This window comes from Acinetobacter sp. ACNIH2, assembly GCF_002934965.1.
GTDB classification, from domain to species: Bacteria; Pseudomonadota; Gammaproteobacteria; order Pseudomonadales; family Moraxellaceae; genus Acinetobacter; species Acinetobacter tandoii.
The window spans coordinates 2,743,007-2,764,147 of record NZ_CP026412.1 but is presented as its reverse complement, the minus strand read 5'-3'; the positions used below and the strand labels follow the sequence as shown (position 1 = coordinate 2,764,147).

Annotated in this window: 23 protein-coding genes; 3 read left to right on the top strand and 20 right to left on the bottom strand. The window is 41.6% G+C overall.

The features are described 5' to 3' along the window. Positions 1-12 precede the first annotated feature (12 nt). From C3F34_RS13015 to C3F34_RS13005, 3 genes are all read right to left on the bottom strand, one after another. On the bottom strand, positions 13-369 hold the full coding sequence (locus C3F34_RS13015) for a hypothetical protein (protein WP_016166703.1): 357 nt from the start codon (positions 367-369) through the stop codon (positions 13-15). A gap of 60 nt (positions 370-429) precedes the next feature. Further along, positions 430-1,413 carry a hypothetical protein gene (locus C3F34_RS13010; protein WP_104441770.1) on the bottom strand — a complete coding sequence of 328 codons (984 nt, stop codon included), beginning with the start codon at positions 1,411-1,413 and terminating at the stop codon, positions 430-432. Positions 1,414-1,848: 435 nt separating this feature from the next. Beyond that, complete coding sequence (locus C3F34_RS13005) at positions 1,849-2,391, bottom strand: GTP-binding protein (protein ID WP_044740290.1); 543 nt, start codon at positions 2,389-2,391, stop codon at positions 1,849-1,851. 545 nt (positions 2,392-2,936) lie between these two features. Between C3F34_RS13005 and C3F34_RS13000 the strand changes: the two genes are divergently transcribed. Then, positions 2,937-3,281 carry a hypothetical protein gene (locus C3F34_RS13000; RefSeq protein ID WP_044740289.1) on the top strand — a complete coding sequence of 115 codons (345 nt, stop codon included), beginning with the start codon at positions 2,937-2,939 and terminating at the stop codon, positions 3,279-3,281. A gap of 203 nt (positions 3,282-3,484) precedes the next feature. Then, entirely contained in the window at positions 3,485-4,531 is a 1,047-nt protein-coding gene (locus C3F34_RS12995) for an NAD(P)H-dependent flavin oxidoreductase (RefSeq protein ID WP_044740288.1), read from the top strand. 41 nt (positions 4,532-4,572) lie between these two features. Here the strand turns inward: C3F34_RS12995 and dusB are convergent, their stop codons facing one another. Next, positions 4,573-5,547 (bottom strand): tRNA dihydrouridine synthase DusB, encoded by a 975-nt coding sequence (gene dusB, locus C3F34_RS12990; protein ID WP_244948535.1) that lies wholly within the window; start codon positions 5,545-5,547, stop codon positions 4,573-4,575. A gap of 220 nt (positions 5,548-5,767) precedes the next feature. Between dusB and C3F34_RS12985 the strand changes: the two genes are divergently transcribed. Then, positions 5,768-6,031: a hypothetical protein gene (locus C3F34_RS12985; protein WP_044740286.1), complete on the top strand. Its 264-nt coding sequence runs from the start codon at positions 5,768-5,770 to the stop codon at positions 6,029-6,031. Between the two features lie 113 nt (positions 6,032-6,144). Here the strand turns inward: C3F34_RS12985 and C3F34_RS12980 are convergent, their stop codons facing one another. Genes C3F34_RS12980 through C3F34_RS12905 form a run of 16 tightly spaced genes read right to left on the bottom strand, consistent with a single transcriptional unit; the run spans position 6,145 to position 21,138 of the window. After that, complete coding sequence (locus C3F34_RS12980) at positions 6,145-6,579, bottom strand: excinuclease (RefSeq protein ID WP_044740285.1); 435 nt, start codon at positions 6,577-6,579, stop codon at positions 6,145-6,147. Positions 6,580-6,595: 16 nt separating this feature from the next. Then, positions 6,596-7,819: a beta-ketoacyl-ACP synthase gene (locus C3F34_RS12975; RefSeq protein WP_044740284.1), complete on the bottom strand. Its 1,224-nt coding sequence runs from the start codon at positions 7,817-7,819 to the stop codon at positions 6,596-6,598. Further along, the gene (locus C3F34_RS12970) at positions 7,819-8,544 is read right to left on the bottom strand and encodes a 3-ketoacyl-ACP reductase FabG2 (RefSeq protein ID WP_016166711.1); all 726 of its coding nucleotides are present in this window, start codon (positions 8,542-8,544) and stop codon (positions 7,819-7,821) included. The genes C3F34_RS12975 and C3F34_RS12970 overlap by 1 nt, the downstream gene beginning before the upstream one ends. After that, a complete protein-coding gene (locus C3F34_RS12965; RefSeq protein ID WP_044740283.1) occupies positions 8,541-8,978 on the bottom strand; it encodes a 3-hydroxylacyl-ACP dehydratase in 438 nt (145 codons plus the stop codon). The genes C3F34_RS12970 and C3F34_RS12965 overlap by 4 nt, the downstream gene beginning before the upstream one ends. Beyond that, a complete protein-coding gene (locus tag C3F34_RS12960; RefSeq protein ID WP_104441769.1) occupies positions 8,975-10,171 on the bottom strand; it encodes a beta-ketoacyl-[acyl-carrier-protein] synthase family protein in 1,197 nt (398 codons plus the stop codon). Before C3F34_RS12960 ends, C3F34_RS12965 begins: the two co-directional genes overlap by 4 nt. Next, positions 10,164-10,721, bottom strand: coding sequence for a DUF3261 domain-containing protein (locus C3F34_RS12955; protein WP_044740281.1), 558 nt, complete (start codon positions 10,719-10,721; stop codon positions 10,164-10,166). The genes C3F34_RS12960 and C3F34_RS12955 overlap by 8 nt, the downstream gene beginning before the upstream one ends. Beyond that, positions 10,711-12,012, bottom strand: coding sequence for an NAD(P)/FAD-dependent oxidoreductase (locus C3F34_RS12950; RefSeq protein WP_104441768.1), 1,302 nt, complete (start codon positions 12,010-12,012; stop codon positions 10,711-10,713). Before C3F34_RS12950 ends, C3F34_RS12955 begins: the two co-directional genes overlap by 11 nt. 18 nt (positions 12,013-12,030) lie before the next feature. Then, the gene (locus C3F34_RS12945; RefSeq protein ID WP_104441767.1) at positions 12,031-14,355 is read right to left on the bottom strand and encodes an MMPL family transporter; all 2,325 of its coding nucleotides are present in this window, start codon (positions 14,353-14,355) and stop codon (positions 12,031-12,033) included. Further along, positions 14,330-14,971, bottom strand: coding sequence for a LolA family protein (locus C3F34_RS12940; RefSeq protein ID WP_104441766.1), 642 nt, complete (start codon positions 14,969-14,971; stop codon positions 14,330-14,332). The genes C3F34_RS12945 and C3F34_RS12940 overlap by 26 nt, the downstream gene beginning before the upstream one ends. A 7-nt stretch (positions 14,972-14,978) precedes the next feature. Then, positions 14,979-15,398 carry an acyl-CoA thioesterase gene (locus tag C3F34_RS12935; protein ID WP_005090845.1) on the bottom strand — a complete coding sequence of 140 codons (420 nt, stop codon included), beginning with the start codon at positions 15,396-15,398 and terminating at the stop codon, positions 14,979-14,981. Between the two features lie 9 nt (positions 15,399-15,407). After that, positions 15,408-16,940 carry an HAL/PAL/TAL family ammonia-lyase gene (locus C3F34_RS12930; RefSeq protein WP_104441765.1) on the bottom strand — a complete coding sequence of 511 codons (1,533 nt, stop codon included), beginning with the start codon at positions 16,938-16,940 and terminating at the stop codon, positions 15,408-15,410. Between the two features lie 5 nt (positions 16,941-16,945). Then, positions 16,946-17,860: an acyltransferase gene (locus C3F34_RS12925; protein WP_104441764.1), complete on the bottom strand. Its 915-nt coding sequence runs from the start codon at positions 17,858-17,860 to the stop codon at positions 16,946-16,948. 17 nt (positions 17,861-17,877) lie between these two features. Then, positions 17,878-18,612, bottom strand: a complete 735-nt coding sequence (locus tag C3F34_RS12920; protein ID WP_104441763.1) for a glycosyltransferase family 2 protein — start codon at positions 18,610-18,612, stop codon at positions 17,878-17,880. 13 nt (positions 18,613-18,625) lie between these two features. After that, complete coding sequence (locus C3F34_RS12915) at positions 18,626-20,287, bottom strand: AMP-binding protein (RefSeq protein WP_104441762.1); 1,662 nt, start codon at positions 20,285-20,287, stop codon at positions 18,626-18,628. 51 nt (positions 20,288-20,338) lie between these two features. After that, the gene (locus C3F34_RS12910; protein WP_104441761.1) at positions 20,339-20,893 is read right to left on the bottom strand and encodes a septation protein IspZ; all 555 of its coding nucleotides are present in this window, start codon (positions 20,891-20,893) and stop codon (positions 20,339-20,341) included. Further along, a complete protein-coding gene (locus C3F34_RS12905; RefSeq protein ID WP_016166723.1) occupies positions 20,890-21,138 on the bottom strand; it encodes an acyl carrier protein in 249 nt (82 codons plus the stop codon). Before C3F34_RS12905 ends, C3F34_RS12910 begins: the two co-directional genes overlap by 4 nt. Positions 21,139-21,141: the final 3 nt, after the last annotated feature.

Sequence of the window (21,141 nt, the reverse complement as noted above, 5' to 3'; positions counted from 1 at the left end):
GCTTTGATTTTATTAAGAAAAATCAAGACCTTTTTCAAAGCCTTTAAGTTCATAACGAGCCATAGCCAAGTTTGATTTAGCGCGGTCGAGTACCAAATACAAAAATAATGATTCATTGGTATCTAATGGGCGAATTAAGTGGTATTGCTTACCCAAAGAAATAAGAATATCTTCAATATTATCATTGAGTTGTAATGCTTTTGCCACTTTGCGTTTAGAACGAATCACTTCAGTATTACCCGCAGCTGCAAGTTCTAAATCTACACCAGTCCCCTGTGTAGCTAAAGCAAGACCACTGTCGCTATCTACCAGTGCTGCTGCTACAAAACCATCTAAACTTGTTAGAGCATCTAGACTAACACGTGCCATTTCTTGTTTCCTCTTGGTATGGGAATTACCCCGTTAAAATTATGATTAGGCGCAGATTATTTATAAGCCAAGTTTTTTGCGTAATTTTCCAATAAAACTACGAAGTTTATGTCCCTGGCCAGATTCTACTTGTTTTGTATCTTCCTGAAACTTCACTTCATTTTGATCTACAAAACGCCCCAATTGCAGTAAAACAGCACAAGATACAAAATTCAATATCTGATCATGACTTAAATTCAAAAACTGTTTTACATCGCTTATTTTTGCGCCATGCGAGAAACATGCTGCCATTTTTAGAAACTCTTTACGCTTAAAATCACGTTCAAATTGAGGCCAAAGATCTAATTTAAAATTCTGATTTAGCTTAACCTCAAGTAGTTTCAAATCTGTTGAAGCATTCACCACTTTCCACAACCATGTGCGCAAATCATAAACTTCTTTATTTTTTGTAATGTCTTGCACAAATTGCGCTGTTGCATAAGTTTGATTCAAAGTTGAATTCAGTTGAATAGTTTTACCTGCGTCTACCCATACTCTTTCTGTACGTGTATCAATCAAAGCTAAAAAACCACTCGCATCAAATAATTGAATAAAACCATTTCTTGGAGTGAATATTTCAGCAAATACCTTCTCGATTGACATTTGTTCCTGTGGAGTAATCGTTGGCAAAATTGACGTTGCTTTATTACTTACAGGTAACGAAAAAGGCATAGCCGTGACTAGTATCAATTTTTCAGACAGCCATTCATGTAGATGCTCTAAATTTGAAAAAGGGTAAAAGAGTTGATCACCTATAATACGCCCAGCATGTTCGACCTTTTTGACTAAACGCAAATAGGTAATATGTGGATTACTCAAAACTTTCTGAATACCTGGTGCATTAAAGAACACATCATTTACAAGCAACAGATCAATTTTACTCTCTGCCAAATTTACCCATTTCACCTGTGTTGAAGATGGTAGTGCAAGTAAAACCTGCGTTTTAATATGATCTAATGTACTTAAACTTAGTCCAAATACTGCAATATTTAAAATGCTCTTCATTCAAAATTAACCATAATTTCAAGATTTAAAACACATCTTTACGCCGACAATTCCATCAATTTTTCATTTAATTTTTGAAAGTAAAAATACATTTTCATCAATTAAATTATCATTATGGACAAAATCCATTAAGACGATTGGAGCAATCAAGTGTTACCACCGATAAAAAACTTTCCCAATTTTTTCACTTAAACTTATACTCTGAAATTTATAAAGTGGGCTATTCTTAATCAATGCAAAAAATACTAACCACTGTAACTTTACTCAGATTCTCAAAAGATATTTTGAGATTCGGTAACGAGTTCAAAGCAATATAAAGCTAAAAAACAATCAACAAAAAATAGATAATATTATTTATAAAACAAATAGTTGCTTATGAATAGTTTCTTAAATGGCTGTATCATTTCACATAAACTAGACATTTGAACTGCACCTTCAAATCGCTATAAGGTTTTGGCTTTCAAGCATTGCAATTAATGTCTCAATTAAAAGTAGCACATCATCTTTTTCACGCGCATCCACAGCAAATATAGGATAATTTTTTTGATGGATACGCATCCAGTCTCTATAAGTTTTTAACTTTAATTCATGTTCTACATCTATATGGGTTATACCCACCACAATATTAGAACCATAATTTTCAAATGCGTTTAAATAAAATTCTAAATCGAGCAATCTTTCTGAACTACTATGATCAATCAGCAATACTATCCCTATGGCTCCTTTACAGACAATTGACCACATAAAATCAAATCGGTCTTGCCCTGGGGTTCCATATAAGCCTATTTTTGTATCGTCATCTAATTTAATCTCACCATAATCAATTCCGACTGTGGTTAAAAGTTTAGAATGAGCTTGGGTATCGGTATTCACTGCTTCTGTGCTAATTACTGCTACATCAGAAAGTGTTTTAATCGCAGCAGACTTACCTGCCCCCATCGTCCCACCAAAAACAATTTTGTATTGTTGTAAAATCATGACTTAACCAAATAGAAAAAGTGTGACTTAATTCACATTATAAATTATTTTATTGACATAAAACATCAATTTTTTAACATTTAATCAAAAGTAAATAATAAAATCCCTTAATATTTATATGTGTTTAATCCAATTTAATGCTTAAAATCTTATTGAATAAAATTTAAGCATTTGTTTTAAATGATGATTTATGTAATTAACTTAAATATATATTCATTTAAATTCGATTGGCATTTTTGTTCAAAACAATAATTTATATTCAACCTAAAATTTTTCTAGACTTATTAGAAATAAAACAAGCCATAAAAAATCAGCTCTTCATAATCACTGTACACTATAAAGTATATCTTAACAATTTCATATTTTTATTGGTACAAAAGGCATCACTAACGATTTACAGAATAATACCTACATGTTTCACACCCACATCAGAGTATCAATAATAATTACAAATACTTAACATTTTTTGAGCATACTTTCAGCAAATTTACTTTATATTTTGTCTATCCCTTAGTCGGATAGAACAAATAAAAAGGAAACTTCTTATGAATAAATTGCTTATTGTTTTAGGTCTAGCTGCTGCTGTGACTTTAGTTGGATGTAGTAAAGAAAAAGCTCCAGAAACTGGTGCTACGACAGGCGAGCATTTGGAAAATGCTGCTCAACAAGCGAGCCATGATATGGAAAATGCTGCTAGTGAGGCTGCTGCCAAAACTCAAGCTGCAACCAATGAAGCCGTAAATAAAATTGACAATGCAACGGATGAGGCTGCTGCTAAAACCGAAGCTGCTGCTAAAGACGTGAAAGATGCCGCAAAAGATGCAACAGCACATGTTGCGGGTGCTGTTGAGCAAGGTGCTGCTGATGTAAAAGAAAAAGCACAACAGTAATATTTAGTAAAAAACACCCTACTACAGGGTGTTTTTTATTGCTTAAATTTTTTTATTTAAAGCTCTATAACACAGCCACATAAATTATAAAATTACATACAAAGTCAGTATTTTCTAACCCATATTTTTAGATTAAATAGTGAATATTATTTGCTTAATTTATTCAGCTTGGGCACAGTTAAGTAAATACATGGAGCCTGATTATGTCTTTACTAGAACAACTAGAAATTAAACATCCTATTTTTCTAGCCCCAATGGCAGGTGTTTCCACACCGACATTGGCAGCCGAGGTTTCTAATCAAGGTGGATTAGGCTCATTAGGCTTAGGGGCAAGCTCTGTAAATTCTGCACGCGAACAAATTCTTGCAACTCAAGCCTTAACAGATCATTCATTTCAAGTAAATTTTTTCTGCCACCAAAGCCAAGTCTTAGACCAAGCGATTGCAGCGAAATGGATCGAATATTTAAGCCCACAATTCTCGCTCTTGAATGTCGTTGCTCCTCAGCAGCTAGAATGTATTTATCCAAGTTTTTTAGACAATGATGATTTTTTAAATCTTGTGCTTGAAACCAGACCTAAAGCCGTAAGCTTTCACTTTGGTATTCCACACCCACATCAAATAAAAGCATTAAAAGCTGCGGGTGTTCTTACTATGGTCTCTGCGACAAACTTGCCAGAAGCACTGGCAATTGAAGCAGCAGGCATTGATATTGTTATTGCTCAAGGAATTGAAGCGGGTGGTCATCGTGGTATTTTTAATCAAAGTATTGATGGTGCAATCAAAACCTCTGATTTAGTACAACTATTAAGCCAACATTGCCATATTCCAGTAATCGCGGCAGGTGGAGTCATGACTGGACAGCAAGCACATTCATTACTACAGCTTGGTGCTCAAGCGGTACAACTCGGCACTGCATTTGTTCAATGTAAAAGTTCAAATGCCAACACTGCTTATCGTAAAGCATTATTAAATGCACCAGTTACACAAATTACGGACAGTATTTCTGGTCGCCCTGCCCGTGGATTAGTAAACACTTGGCACATGACAGTGGATCAACCAGACCGTCCAGCTGTACCCGCTTACCCATATGCTTATGACTTGGCCAAACAGTTACATGCAGCAGCAAGTCAACAAGGTGACCATAGCTATGGAGCATTCTGGGCAGGCTCAAATGTGGCTCAAATTCGGGAATTGGAAGCTGCTGATTTGATCAATCAATTGGTGCTGGAATTAAGTCAGGCACAATAAATAAAAAGCCCAGCAATAGCTGGGCTTTTAACATCCGACTTTTAAATATCAAGTAAATTAACCTGTTCAACTTGAACATCGTGCATGGTTTGACCTTCGCTCAACAATAAGTTGAAATAAGTTTCAACAACTTGAGCCTGCTCTGCTGTGGTTTCAACCTTATACATGTTCTGGCGAAATTCATTGCTTGCTCGTAATCCTTTGGTATACCAAGCAATATGCTTACGTGCAATTCGGCAGCCTGAGTATTCACCATAAAATTGATAGAGTTCGGCTAAATGTCCGAGTAAAACCTCTTTGACTTCTGCAATCTGTGGTGCAGCTAAATGCTGTCCTGTCGTTAAATAATGTGCGATTTCTCTAAAAATCCAAGGTCGGCCCTGTGCTGCTCGCCCAATCATAATTGCATCTGCACCCGTATAGTCCAATACATGTTTGGCTTTTTCAGGACTATCAATGTCACCGTTGGCAATTACGGGAATATTCAGTGATTGTTTAACCTCTTTGATTAGGTCATAACGTGCAGTATTTAAATACATATCTTCACGAGTACGCCCATGTAATGCCAAAGCAGCAATACCTGCTTGCTCGGCTCTTTGCGCTACACGCAAAATATTTTCATGGCCATTTAAAAAGCCCAAACGCGTTTTTAAGGTAACTGGTACATCTACCGCAGCAACAACTTCATCTAAAATCCGCGCAACCAAATCTTCATCTTGTAATAAAGCAGAACCAGCCAACTTATTACACACTTTCTTGGCAGGACAACCCATATTAATGTCGACAATTTGCGCTCCATTTGCGACTTGGTAACGAGCTGCCTCTGCCAAATCTTTCGGATCGGAACCTGCAATTTGTGCTGAAATTGGGGCTAACTCTCCATCAAAGTTAGCTCGATACAAACTTTTTTTGCTCATACGCAGGGTTTTATCGGCTGTCATCATCTCACTGACCGCGTGTCCAGCACCAAAGTATTTACAAAGTGTCCGAAATGGGCGATCTGTCACACCCGCCATCGGAGCAACCCAAAGTTTCTTGTCTATTGATTTATCAAACAATTCTTTAATAGTGTTGTTTTGACTCAATTTTTAAATTCCCACATTCTCAATCAATTTGAAATACTCTCCAACACGTTTAGCTATTCTTTAGCCCTCATTTTCGTCACTTCAATAGTCATGACGTAAATGTTTAGTATGGTTAAAAAATAGCTTCAATTGGCGAATATATAATAGGCCGATGGTAAAACTCGATATTATGTCAGGAATGATTCCTCACACGTTACAACAAGAACTTTGTGAAAGCACCTTTAGCTTAGGAAAGGATTCAATAGCTTGGAGCAGAGATACGAATCAACATGGCTATTGTAAATCTAGAAAGCCACATGATGTCAAAAAATTTGGAACAATTCATGAATCTAAGTTAATAAAGACACATGCTAAGTGGGATGACATACAAATTGATGATGCCATGAAAGGATTTCATCGTAGAGAATCCGAGTAACTAATCTTATTAACAATCTAATATGGTCAATTAAACTCGGATTTAGGTAAATCCGAGTTTAAACAGTCTTAAAAAGATGTGTATATCTGGGGTAGTCAATATTCTCGACTACTCTAGAATTTCACCAAATTCCCTTTTAATGCTACGCCCGCCAGAGCTGTTCCTTTCGCACATTGGTATGTAGTGGTGCTGCGTTTTTCATTTGATTTATAGAAACTCACCACATTGGTCACGGCATTTGCCCCATTGGCTTTAGCTGTGTTTTGAAATTGAATCAGTGCAGAACGTAATACATGGTCACATGAACTTTCTGCTGACTTGGCAAAACCATTGGTTTTTTTGTTGGTCACCAAATCTTTTTGAATCACTTTGCCACCCGACTTGGTTCCCGCCAAATAAAATTTAACGGATCCATCCAATACCCCATCGGCAATTGCACGATTCACCGCATCTTGGAAATTAAAATCATACATCTGGTCTGCCGCTTGAACAGAAGCAATACCACATAAAGAAAATACTGTTGCTGCAAAAAAATTATTAAAAGACATCATTATAACCCTTGTTTTATTCAATACGTTTAAAAATTAGAGAGGTGTTAATCCCCCCAAAAGCAAAATTATTGCTCATGATAATTTGCGTTTCTGCAGAACGCATACCTGACACAATATAGTCTAAATCACCGCAAGCACTATCAATCTGATCTAAATTTAACGTAGGCACCAACTGTTTGCGGTGCATCATTTCAATACTTAACCATGCTTCAATAGCACCACATGCCCCCAATGTATGCCCAAAATAACTTTTTAATGAACTAATCGGTTTTTTACCCAAGATTTGCGCTGTCGCCTGTGATTCAGCAATATCTCCTTGATCAGTTGATGTCCCGTGTGCATTGACATAATCAATATCAGCGGCGGTAAGCTGTGCATCTTTCAATGCAAACTGCATACAACGCCCCATCATTTCAGAATCAGGTCGAGTCACATGCTGACCATCAGTATTGCTTCCATAACCGACAATCTCGGCATGAATTGTAGCGCCGCGTTTTTTGGCATGTTCATATTCTTCTAAAATGAGGCAACCTGCACCTTCTCCCACCACCAAACCATCTCGGTTCGCGTCAAAAGGGCGTGGCGTTACTTCAGGTCGAGCATTTTGCATACTGGTCGCTAAGAGTACGTCAAACACAGCCGAACCTGCGGCACTCAACTCTTCTGCACCACCTGCTATCATTACGGTTTGCTTGCCATATTTAATAGCTTCATACGCCTGTCCAATGGCCATAGAACCTGAAGTACAGGCACTTGAAGTTGGCAGTGTTAAACCTTTTAAGCCAAAATAGATGGTCATATTCACTGCACTGGTATGCGACATCATCCGAATATAAGTCGTCGCATTCATTTGGTTCATATTATTATCAATCAACATCGAACCAAATTCACGTACAGCATCTACACTTCCCGCAGATGAACCAAACGCGACACCAGTTTCGCCATTTTTTAAAATGTCATTATTTAACAAACCTGCATCTTCTAATGCTTTTTCAGCACAGACCACCGACATTAAAGCAACGCGTCCCATGCCTCTTGTAACCTTGCGATTAAAATGCTTGGGTACGGTAAATGATTCGACTGGGCCGCCCAATTTACTGCGTAAATCGGAATAAATTTCCCAATCAGGCATATAACGAATACCACTTTTGCCTTGTGCAAATTGTTCAAAAATTTGGTCTGCTGTTTCGCCTAAAGAGGTAATTCCTGACATTCCTGTCACAACAACACGTTTCATTAGATCAGCCCCCCATTGACTGAAATCACTTGGCGGGTGATATAACTGGCATCATCACTACATAAAAACTTCACGGCTTTTGCAACTTCTTCCACCTGCCCCATGCGTTGCATCGGAATCATTTTCAAAGCATGTTCCTTTACTTCTTCGGTCACCATTTCAGTTTCAATCAAGCCCGGAGCTACACAGTTCACCGTGATTTTACGTTTTGCCAACTCTAGCGCCAGAGCTTTGGTCGCACCAATCAAGCCCGCTTTAGCTGCACTGTAGTTGACTTGACCACGGTTGCCCATCAATCCAGACACTGAAGACAAGGTCACAATACGTCCACCTTTTTTCAAGCGGATCATTGGCATCATTACTGGTTTTAGCACGTTATAAAAACCATTTAATGAAGTTGAAACCACATCATCCCAGTCATCATCGGTCAATGCAGGAAATGCTCCATCTCGAGTGAGTCCTGCATTCAGCACCACTCCATAAAAAGCGCCATGCTGTGCAATATCTTGTTCTAAAATCGTTGCAATTTTTTCACGGTCATTCACATCAAACATCAACACATGGCTGTCTTGACCTAAGGCTTGAATCTCCTGTGCCACTGCTTCTGCTTCTGACTGTCTTGAACGTGCATGTACCGTGACATCAAAGCCTGCTTTGGCTAACTCTAAAGCAATCGCTTTGCCAATTCCACGACTAGAACCTGTTACTAAAATTCTTTTATTCACACTAATTTTCCAATAATTTCGTTCATATTTTCAGGCTCAAATACACTCAACATGGCACTGAATTGGTGTTCTTGATATTCAATTTCACAATGAAACTGCCCTAAACCCTCATGCAGATAACTTTGTTCTACCCGAATCTGCACCGTGGTCCCTAAACTAAAATAGGCACAAGGCAACTGCATTTTACGCGTTCCCAATAAAAAACCAATTTTTGGTGGCAATCCCTGAGTTTGTCCTTTATAGCCTGCATAGACACTGATGGTCTGTGCCATCAGCTCAATACTGCTCCATGTTGGCAAACCTTCTGACTCACAAAACATCAAATCCGGCGTGATGTGAAGTTCAGCAATAGCAAACTCATCATTCACTTCAATGAGATGGCTGACAAAAACCATGGGTTTTTCGTGCGGAATAAACTGTACTGCATCCATCATGGCAAAACTGTCCCCAAAATTAGACTAATATTGCTACCGCCAAACGCAAATGAATTACTCATGACATAACGTATTGGCGCTGTTAAATTAGGATCGAGCACATAATTTTGCTTAGCCAAAGTTTCATCCAATTCACCCGCATGATGCAGCGGTAACCATGATTGATCCAATAAAACCTGTTGGCAAATAAAAGCTTCGATTGCACCCGCTGCCCCTAGACAATGCCCTGTTTTATGTTTGGTGCTACTTAATGCCACCATATTGTCTGAAAACACAGTATGTACAGCTTTAATCTCCATCGCATCATTTTGCGGTGTAGAAGTACCATGCAAGTTCAAATAACCAATATCACGGGCTTCAAGCTGTGCAGCAGCTAATGCTTTTTGCATGGCTTCAGCAGCGCCTTGCCCTTCTGGATGGGGTGCTGAAATATGCCAAGCATCCATTGACTCACCACTTGATAGTAACATTACAGGTGCTGGTGCTTTCGACAATAAAAATAGTCCTGCGGCTTCACCAATATTGATGCCATCACGATTAGCACCACAAGGCTGACAAATACTGCTCGATAAACTTTCCAAACTGTCAAAACCATTTAAGGTCAGTTTACATAGCGTATCAACGCCTCCAACCAACACAGCATCAACCAAATCGGCATTGAGCAAACGTTGCCCCGCTGCCATGGCTTTTGCTGCTGAGGAGCAGGCGGTAGAAATGGTATAGGCAGGTCCTTCCCAACCCAAATACTGTTGTAAAGCTTTCGCTAAACTGCCCATTTCTTGTTTTTGGTGATGTACAGACTGTGGTGCTGACTGTTGAAACTGCATTTTTAAAACTGGTTCATTATCCGCAATTCCTGACGTTGACGTGCCAATAATCACTGCAAGACGTTGTTTCGGAAACTGTACAGTATAGGCACGAATCTCTGTTTCAATTTGTGCCAAAGTCGTCAAGGCAAAGCGTAAATTACGCGAATCGGTAATGCTCAAAACTTCAGGAATGTCTTGAATTAAGGTTTGATCAGCAGCACCTACCCATACCTTACGCCCGGCAATCAGATCCTCTCGTTGCGACAAGGTATTTTCGGCGCTTGTTAACGCATGTTGAAGCTCCGCAGGATTTTGTCCCAAAGCTGACAGCGCTGCACTGAACTGAATACCGACGGCTGAAGTATGCTGTACATTTTTAGTCATCGATACCGCCTTGATTATCTTCTAAAGTATTACTCACTGCACTGATCACCATTTGATATGGCACTTGCAAATTATCCAGTTCAATTACCCCTTCATTTTGCTGAATTTTCAACACAGGCTGCTGTTGAATATAAATGGTATCTGCTTTTTGTATAACAGTGTTTTGAGCAGCATGTAATGCAGCAAAATTTGGATATGTTGCATACAGAATATCCCGCACCACATAATCAAATGGTAACAACTTCATCGGCTCAATACGCTGTTCAACTTTAACCTTTTGACCGTCAAAACTGAGCTTAAACAACTGCTGCCCTGTAAGGCTGAGCGCCAGCATGTCAAGTGATTGTCCCTGTTGCTGCTGGTACAGTAAAAAGCTAAAACTCTGTGTTTTCCACTGTACTTCTATTTGATCTTGGCGTTGGTAATTTTGTGCCACCCACTGCGGAGTCGCCAATCCTTGCGCTTTAGGGATCCAACTTTGACAGGCACTACAAAGCAAAGCACTGGCTAAAACCCAACTGATGGTCTTTAAACACAGCTTAAGTTTCATCAGTCAGCAACTCATTCTGTTGTTGTGCTTCGCGGCAATATTCTGCCAAAGTGCTCAAGCGTTGCTTGGCATTACGATGGATCGGGTTAGTCGTATCCCATGCATAACCTGCCAGTAAAGATGCAATCATACGGCGGATTTTTTCATCCTGCTGGGTCGAAAACACCACATCCTGAAACTCTCCTGAATACCATGACTCAACATAGGCACGGAACACTTGAATACCTTTACGCAGTGGCTTTTCGTATTGCTCCATCCAATCTACTGCCTGACCTTGCAGTACTTGCTCGACCAAAGGCACCGCTAAGCTGGAAGATTTCAATGCAATCGTTACACCCGAGGAAAACACAGGATCTAAAAACTCACCTGCATTGCCGAGTAGTGCATAGTTTTTAGATGCCAAATGTTTCACATCAGCAGAGTAGCCCACCAAAGTACGTACTGGAGTATCATGTTTGGCGTGACGCAGCACATGTGACAAACTGACATCATCAGCTAAAATACGTTTCTGTAAGGCTTCTAAATCATAATCTACACTGCCGTCATAGCCGTATTTTTCAAAAAAATCTTGCTCCGCCACAATACCAAATGAAGAACGTCCATCAGCAAAGGGAATCAGCCAATACCACGCACGGTGGTCTTTTTCATGCACGGTAATTAAAATTTTCTCGCGGTCAAATTCAGGATCATCCAACAAACCATCTTCAATATGGGTAAAGACCGCACGGCGCACTGGAAAGTCCGACGGGCTTTCTAAGTCAAGAAACTTTGGCAAAATGCGACCAAAACCACTGGCATCCAATAAGAATTTACCCTGAATTTGATAGTTGTTACCTTGCTCATCTTTGACCGTCAAAATCGGCTGTGTAGATGCCACATCGACCGCCAAAACTTCATGACCAAAACGAATATCTGCGCCCATTTTTTCGGCTTGCTGAGCTAAGAGCTGGTCAAAATTGGCACGTCTTACCTGCCATGTGGTGCCAGGACCTTCACTAAATTTTTGGGTAAAGTCATAAAAACTGCGCTGCGTGCCTCTTAAAAAGGCAGCACCATTTTTAAACTGAAAGGCATATTCATCGGCATGTGCACGAACCGTATCCAACAAACCCGCTTCTTCTAAAAACACCATACACTGTGGTAATAAGGACTCGCCAATGGAGAAGCGCGGAAAATATTGCTTTTCGATCACTGTGACTTGATGGCCTTTTTGGCGTAGCAAAGCTGCTGCCGAACTGCCTGATGGTCCCGCCCCAATAATTAAAACATCTGTTTGTTGCATGGTGCTCATTGCACTGTACCCTTTAACTCAGCTCTTTGGCTGATATTGTTGAACCACAACATGTTTTACATCGGAAGATGTAAAAAGTGTGGCGTAAAGAAATGAAAAAATAACGCCCAATAAAACTGTTAAGCCAAAACTGTGAATGGCATAAGTATGACTAAACGACAATAAGCCAAACCCAAAGAAAGTCGACATCATACACAGAAATAAAGCCATACCTACCACCTGTGGGTGATCATGTCCGTGGCGGTAGAAAATCGCATAATCGACCCCAATTCCAATGATCAAAAAGGTGCCCATAATGCTGAATAAATTAATCTCGACACCCAGCCATGCTTGAATCGCAAAAGTGGTCATTAGAGCCATACTGACGGGCAGTACCAAAGGCAGAATAGATTTTTTGCCATAAAGTACACCCAAGCCAATGGCTAAAATCATCAAAGCACTAAGCAATAGCCATTGCGCCTGTTCACGATGTTGTTTGAATAACTCAGACAGTTGATGAACAGGACGTAACAGTTGCACATCAGCATTTTCAAGCTGCTGCACAGCGTTCACATCATGCACATTTTGTAGCATCACTAAACGTTGCGTGGGGCTCATCTGCAGAAAATGCAACGGATGATCTTTAAAGACTGCTTCAGTCAATAACGGTTGGCCTTTTAAATGCGCTTGCCAATTTAAAACATCGGCAGTATTAAGCTGTAACGCCTGTGCATATTCCACTAAAGCGTGCTGAGGAATCGCCTGTAACATCGCAACATTCTGTTTTTGCTGCTCAAGCGAGGGAATCCACTGCCCTAAAGCTTGCACAGCATCTAACTTGCCAACCTGCTGTAAGGGAGCAAGTTTTGCCAGCAGTTGCTGTTCATGCTGTTCTAACTCTGCGGGTGTTCGGCCCTGTACCACAAAATATTCACTGCTTTGCTGTTGCATAAAGCGCGAGCGAATGTATTGATCTTCTTGCTTTAAGGTAGCATCCATACTTTGTAAATTACGGATGTCATCATTACTTTTCAGAAAGGCGAGGCTGCTGCCTGTTACCAGTACAATCAGTGAAATCATGCCATAGCGCAGCGTGTTGTGACTTTGCACATAATTACGTGCTTTGCCAATAAAACCCAGTGAACGTATCGCTGGTTCCGCATTCAGCGCAGGCAAACGTGGCAGTAATAAAATGCTGGTCACCCATGCAGCACTCAATCCAACCATGGAAAAAACTGCAATTTGTTTAAACCCTGGAAATGGGGTAAAACTCAGCACCACATAGGCCAATAGCGTGGTCATCAACCCCACAAATAGACTCGGCAGCAACGGTTTTAAAACAGTAAATCCATCAATCTGTCGGTGCTGAGACTGCATGGCCATGAAGTAAAATGAAAAATCGACACAGACTCCAATCAAACTGGCACCAAAGACCAGTGTCATCAGATGAATTTCGCCAAAAATCCAATATGTTACCGCAAAGGCCACCAGACTACCTGTACCCACCGCAACCATTTCCGTTAGCATGGGTCGTATCGAACGGAAACCAAACCAGACCAGCAGTAAAATGCCAATAGTCGAGCCCACGCCAATGGTCGAGATTTCCTCTTTAGCAGAATTGGTACCAAACTGTGCAAACAGTAACGTGCCTGTCCAGTGCGGTTTAATCTGCAACTGGTTGAGCTGCTGATTGATGCTTTGAATAAAGGCAGCGGTCTGCTCTTGGTAGGCAATGTTATAAGGGCTGTTGTTGAGCTGAAGCACCATCAGGCGCGAAATGCCCTGTTCATCACGAATCGTAGCAAAGCCTTGCTCTAAATTGATGTCAGCATTGCTTTGTAAGGTACTTAAACTCACTGCATAACGCGGAAACAGCAGTAAAGGATCTTGCTTGAGCATTTCAGCCGTAATCGGCATGCCCGGACTCATCAGTTGTAATAAGCCCTGCTCCATCAACGCAGCATAGTCCTGCCCCTGCACAAGCTGCTGATCAGTCTTGGATAATAGCCCTACTTTGTGCTGATACAGCGCTTGGGCAAATTGATCAGGATCGAGCTGCGGACGCACAGGTAAAAAAAGCTGACTTTGATTAGCTTGGGTTTTAAGTGTTTGCGTTGCCTGTTCTATTTGCTGATCTGTTTTCGCATCTAACACCACAAAGACTTTGTCATTTAACTGCTGACTCACATATTGCTGTGCTTGTTCCAGATGAGCATCTTGATGAGCCTCAGGCAACAGAGCAAAGATATTGGTTTCAATCTTAATGCCTTTATTCAGCCAAGCCGTGCCCAGTGCCAAAGCGATGACACACAAAATCAGTAGCCAAAGGGCGCTAAACTTATTTTGCCAATTGGAAAAGCGCATTTTCCGCAGCCGTTAAAGTTTGAGGTTGAGCCGTTTGCTGACTAAAACGAATGACGGTGCGGTTATTGGCCTGTTCCAAAATCGTGATACGATCCACATAGCGCTGACCTTGCGCATCAACTTGGACAAAAAGCTTTTTAAATAGACTGCTTTTCGGCGTTAAGCTGACATTCCACTGCGTCGGGCTGTAGTTGGCAGACACCACATTAAAGTTTTTAGCGAGAGCCGCCTCATTGCCCGACATCAACTGTAAAAACATCGTCGCTACAGAGCCATACGGGGTTTTGTCAACTTCAATTTGACTGGAAGTACGCTGCGTCTTTTGTACCAACTTACGCGGTGTCACCACCAAATCGGCTTTGACTGGACTTTGAATCTGCCACAGCACACCTTGATTTTTGCTGAACAGTACCGTGCCTTTGGACACATAAGTTTTATTCAGAGCTGCCAGTTTTTTCTGCTGCTCAAATTGGGCACGCACCACAGGCGTTGCACCGAGTTGAGCAAACACCTGCTTCAATTCAGTATTTTGTGCATTCACTGCGGGAGCAAGCAAAGTCATCGCACTTGCCATACACGCAACGGAAATCATCTTAGAGAGTTTGTATCGAATCATGCTTGCATTACTCCGCCTTAAACTCAGGCCATGCATTTAAACAGTCCAACAACACCTGCGGCGACTGGAAGCACATTTCACGTTTTTCAATGTGTACCGCCACTTGCGAAGTAAAGCCCTTGGTCAGCTTTCTGCCCGAAACTGCATCGAAAATCAGATATTCAATTTTCAAACGATTTTCCCATTCTTTCAAAACAGCACGCACACGAATTTTTTGCTCAAACTCAATGCCCTGCACATAACGCACATAGCTTTCAATCACAGGCCATGCATAGCCTGAGTCACGCATCTGGTTATAGTTATAGTGAAATTGATCTAACAGTTTGCATCGTGCAATTTCAAAATATTTTAAATAATGACCGTGCCACACCACATGCATGGTATCGACATCATGAAAGGGCACTTCAATAATTACATCAGCATACATGCTCATTTCCTATGAATATTGAACAGCAATGCTGTCTAACAGTTCTAAATCTTCAAAGCGATTGACCAATGCCTGAAGTTCATGTTGCAAAGGACGATCTTCCTCTACATAGGTGAAGCTCTGAAGCACCCAGTGTTGAAATGCTGTTAAAACAGGGCTGAGTTCTGTATCTACGCCTTTGAGTTTAACCGCCTGAACCGCTGCACAGCTGAGTGCCGCAATCACTTGTTCGGTCAGGGTAATGACACGACTGGCATCACGCGCAGCAATGGTACCCATGCTGACTTTGTCTTGATTATGACATTCAGTTGAGCGTGAAAAAATTGATGCCGCGAGTGTTTGTTTTAAAGCTTCTGCTGTCCATGCCGAGACCCCGATTTGTACCGCTTTAAAGCCATGATTCAGTGGTAAACGCTCAGGACTTGAACCAGTTAAATTGCGCGGCAAACCATTATTCATTTTATAATCCACCAACTGCGCCAATTGACGATCCATCAAGTCGGCAATATTGGCAATCATGATTTTTAGACTATCCATCGCTTGGGCAATATGTCCGCCATAGAAATGGCCACCATGCAATACACGTAGGTTCACTGGGTCAATCAATGGATTGTCATTACTTGAATTCAGCTCATTTTCAATAAACTGACGCAACCACAGTTTGGAGTCTTCAAACACTCCAATTACATGTGGTGCACAGCGCAGTGAATAACGGTCTTGCAGACGCGAACTTTGGTGCTCGGTCTGTACCTCACTGTTTAACCATTCGCGTAACTGAGCTGCAATATGTTGCTGTCCTAGATGTGGTTTCTGCGCAAACAAGACTTCATCAAAATGGCTTGGATTGCCCTCTAAGGCCAAAACATTCAGTGCAGTAATCAAAGTACCGGCAAAAGAAATCTGTTCTGCTTTTTTATAGTTCAGGCAAGCAATCGCGGTCATGACCGCTGTACCATTCATTAGGGCCAAGCCTTCTTTAGGACGCATCACCAACGGCTGCACACCTTTTTCAGCATACACTTGTGCAATCGGTACGATCTGACCTTGATAGTACACATCGCGCTCACCGACCAAGGCCCCCGCGATATAAGACAAAGGTGTCAAATCCCCACTGGCACCGACCGAACCCTCCGATGGAATCACAGGAATTACATCTTCATTCAGCATCCAGACCAAACGCTCTAACAAGGCGTGTGAAACACCCGAATAACCACGTGCCAAAGAACATAAACGCACCACCACCACAGCTCGCGCTGTAATCAGGTCTAAGTTTTGCCCCATGCCGCAGCCATGAAAACGCGACAAATGTAGCGGGAGCTCATACACTTGGTGAGTTGGAATTTCAACTAAGCATGAGTCGCCATAACCCGTGGTCACACCATATATGACGCCTTCGTCTTGCAACAGCTGATCGAGGAAATCTGCGCCGCGTTGAATCAATGCTGTCCATTCAGCAGATGCAGGCAATGCCACCTGTTTTTTTTTACGCGCTACAGCCACAACATCTTCAATACTGAGCGGAGTTTCCCCAACAATTAACACAAGACTTATCCTTTATTCCAAAAATTATAAAAATTAAACCATTGATAGGGCGCGCGTATGCAATGCTGTTCCAACAGTTGCACATACTGTCGTGTGGTCTGCTGCATGGCCTGTAAACGTTCTTTACGCGGCCAGTTTAACTGCTCCGCCACTTGATGAATATGCACTTCAAAATGTGTATCGACTCGATAGCAAAACACCGCCAACACAGGAGCTTTCAACAAACTGGCCAAAATCCATGCACCCTGCGGCCATAGTGCCTGCTCACCCAAAAAAGCAACCGATTGTACCCGATCCGACTGCACAGGTACGCGGTCTGCTGCCACAATCACCCATTCGCCTTGATCCAATTTATCCTGCAAAATCAGTGCTGTTTCGATTCCTAATTCGTCCACCGAAACCAAATTGACATCGGCATGTTCATTCAGTTTTTTCAAAAATGCATTGAACTTGGTAGCATGCTTTTGATAGACCAACACATTAATTTTCTGCGGATGCTCTGCTTTGATGGCACGTAACAATTCAATATTGCCAAAGTGTGACACCACAATGACCGCGCCTTTTTGATAGTGCGAACGAAAGTGCGCATGACCATGTAGCTTTAAGTTCTGCTCAGGAATATGCCCAAGCCAGCCCTCAATTTTATCTAAAATACATTCGCCAAATTGCATCAAATGCGTATAGCTGTTCCACAGCTGTGGCTCAGTCTGAAATGGCGACTGTGCACCTGCAAAATGATGCAGGTTTTTTAAGTACAACAGGGAAGCCTGACGCGCAGTATTAGAAAAGAGCCAATACCATAAAATCACAAAGTATAAGATGACGCGACATAACCAGCGCCCACCCAAACGGTAGAAACCCAGCATCAACATCAGCGGCAACATTCCGCCCCGCTCTTTCACGGCGCTCCATTTCTGCATATGCTTCTCTGACCGCCTTAGCCTTTGACTTTCTGATAAATCAGCTTGGGGAAACGCAGCAGCATGCCACCCAATAAGCGGCTATGCGCACGCGCCATACCCAGATTGTCACGCCAAACATCGAAATGTGAAATGCCGCCTTCAGGGTAAATCACATGTGTGGGCAGATTGATAAATGGCACATTGTCCCATTTCAAACGCACCAAAATTTCCGAGTCAAAGCCCATACGCGGTTGAAACTTGGCTGTATTTAAAATGTTTACCGTCTGCGCCAAAGGATAAACACGAAAGCCACACATGCTGTCTTTAATGTCAAAAGACAGGCTGTTAATCCACACCCAAATGTGCGTTGCATAACGGCCATAGAGACGTTTTTTCGGAACAGTCGCATCAAAAATCGGCTGACCAATCACCATGGCTTCGGGATGCTGGATAGAGGTGTCTAAAAAGCGTTGCACATCCTGCCAGTCATGTTGTCCATCGGCATCTAATTGCAAGGCATGGCTATAACCGCATTGATAAGCATGCTTTAGCCCAGTGGTCACTGCCTGCCCCTTCCCCAGATTGTGTGTATGTTCAACCAGATCGACTAATGGGTGGTCATACGCGAGCTGATGTAATAGTGCTGTACAATCAGTATCACTGCCATCATTCACCATAATAATGGGTAACTCAAAAGGGCTTAAATGTGACAGTAACGCAGTCAAATAATGCGGATGGTTATACACAGGAATCACAAAACAGTGTTTCATTTTGTCTCTCGGCTTAAACGTCTGAAGGGACAGCAAATAGCAAACGTCCTGATGCCAATATTTTGTCATCGTTTTTTAGCTCAAAACTGATCTTATGTGCTTTACGACTGAGCACAAGTTCTACCGTTTGATAGGGTTGGATCAGCCCTTGAAATTTTAACTGCTCAAAACCATTACACCACAGTAAATCAGCCCAGTTTTGTTTGGCAAAATGCTGGATAAATCCTATTTGGCCTACACCAGGGTAAATTGGAAAGTTTGGGAAATGTCCTTTAAAACACTCTAACTCAGGCATAAATTCTAAAGCGTAACTAATCTGCGTATCCTGAGATTGCTGCGTCAATACCACAGGCAAGGTCATCGGCTGAAAGAGCGATTTTAAATACTGTTTGTTCAACTTCGATTGTGCATTTTGTGGCATTTGCGTTAAAAACCGCCACTGTCGCGGAATCGCGATACTTTCCAACTTCTGTTGTAGTTGTTTTTTCAGTTGTGCAGTAAATGCAGCTTTGCCCTTTTCGATGAGCAACCCCCTTGCATCCTCGGTCAGTACAACCACCACCGCTAAAATCTGACGTTGTTCTTTTTCATGAATTAAAACATGGCACTGCTGTATTTCAGCCAACTCAGCGATTTTCGCTTCAATTGCATCGAGACTTAAACGCTTTTCTTCGAGTTTGACAATGCGGTCCAAACGCCCCAATAACTGAAATGGACTTTTGGTATGATCTGCATCCACGAGCTGAACTTTATCACCTGTCAAAATCCAATCCGTGCTAAAGGCATGGTTGGTTTTAACGGCTAACTCTTGCTGCTCGGCGCAGTTAATTTCGACATTAGCAAAAGGTGTCCATAGTGCATCATCTGCCTGACGGTGAGCGATCCCACCTGTTTCAGAACTACCAAACACTTCGGTAATCGGACGGTTCAGCAAAGGACGCACACCTGCATCCAACTTTCCACCAGAAGAATAGACCATCTGACAGTCTTGCAATACCACATCTGTGGTCCAGCGCTTCAGCAAAGCGGGGCTGGAAATCACATAATTGGGTAGCTGCACATGGGTGATTTTCTTTTGAACATCAACCACATCTTCAGGGAAAGCCAGTTGTTTTTGATAAAAACTGCGTCCACTGGCTAAGGGCCACAACAACTTAAACAACAAACCATAAATATGTTGATGACTCACTGTGGCAATGGCTACCGTCTGCTCAGGCAAATCAAAACTGGCTTCTAAACCACAGACTTCATTGAACAGTTGTTGCAAAGTGCGGGGAATCTTTTTCGGCTGCCCAGTTGAACCCGAAGTATAAAAATACAACTGCGCCTGATTGAAAAAGGCAGCATCAAATTGAAGTTCGAACGTCGATGGCACAGTCGACGGCAAACGTTTTAAAAAATAAATCTGCTGCTCAGCCAGTTCTTTTTCTAAGTCACTGACCCGATGCGGAGGCAACAGTACTTCTTTACCTGCCTGCAAGGCCGCAAACAATAACACCAAAAACTCATAACTGTCTTGTTCCCAAAGCGCCCATACAGTTTGATTCAAGTGTTGAATTTGCGCAGCTTGCTCAGCCACATCCGACCAAAAGGCTTGGAAAGAAATCAGACTTAAGTCCCCTTGAATACACAAGGGACGAGATGAATGTATATGGTGTTGAAAATGACAAGACATAAAATTTATTTTTAAAACCGTATTTCTAATCGCTATAGTTCGAAGTCGCTGTTATTTCTGTGTCTGATGCAGTCGTTGCTGGCGTTTGCGCAAGATGAACTCACCCAGTAACAAACCACCCATCAAGACATAGGAAATCAGACCGTTATACAACACCCAAATATTCATCGGTGCAAAGAAAACAGTGATCAACGCGATGACTGCATTGATGCAGAAAAATCCACACCAGACTTTAGTGACTTGACGAGTCCACTCTACCCCTTCTTGGGGCAAATCAGGCTCGACCAAACGTGCAAAACGTTCAATCATCGATGGTGGTCGGATCAAGGTACTAGCAAAAATAAACAGTGCCCCAAGACTCATAAAGACAGGGTAAAGCTTAAGCCATGCATGATCTTTTAAAATCAAACTGAGTCCACCACATAAAATGGCAAAACTCGTTAATGGCCACAGCAACGCATTACCCTTGCTCAATAGACGAAGAACACCCAGTGCAATCAATAAGGCGCTAACCCAAATATACTGTCCATGTGCTAAAGCATAAGCCACAAAAAAAGGATAGAGGATCAATCCGACCACTGCTACCCCTTTTAAAATATTGCTCATGCAGCAGACATGTTCTGAATAACAGTCACAACATCTTGCACTGTACGGACATTCTTAAAGTCTTCAGGATTTACTTGCTTACCTGTCAATTCTTTAATTTTTACCACCAAATCGATGGCATCAATACTATCTACATCTAAATCAGATGCAAGATTTGAATTTAACTGAACATCGTCTTGTTCAATCTCAAAAAGTTCATCCATCCATTCACGTAACTTTTCGAGTACTTGTTCTTGAGTTAGCATTAC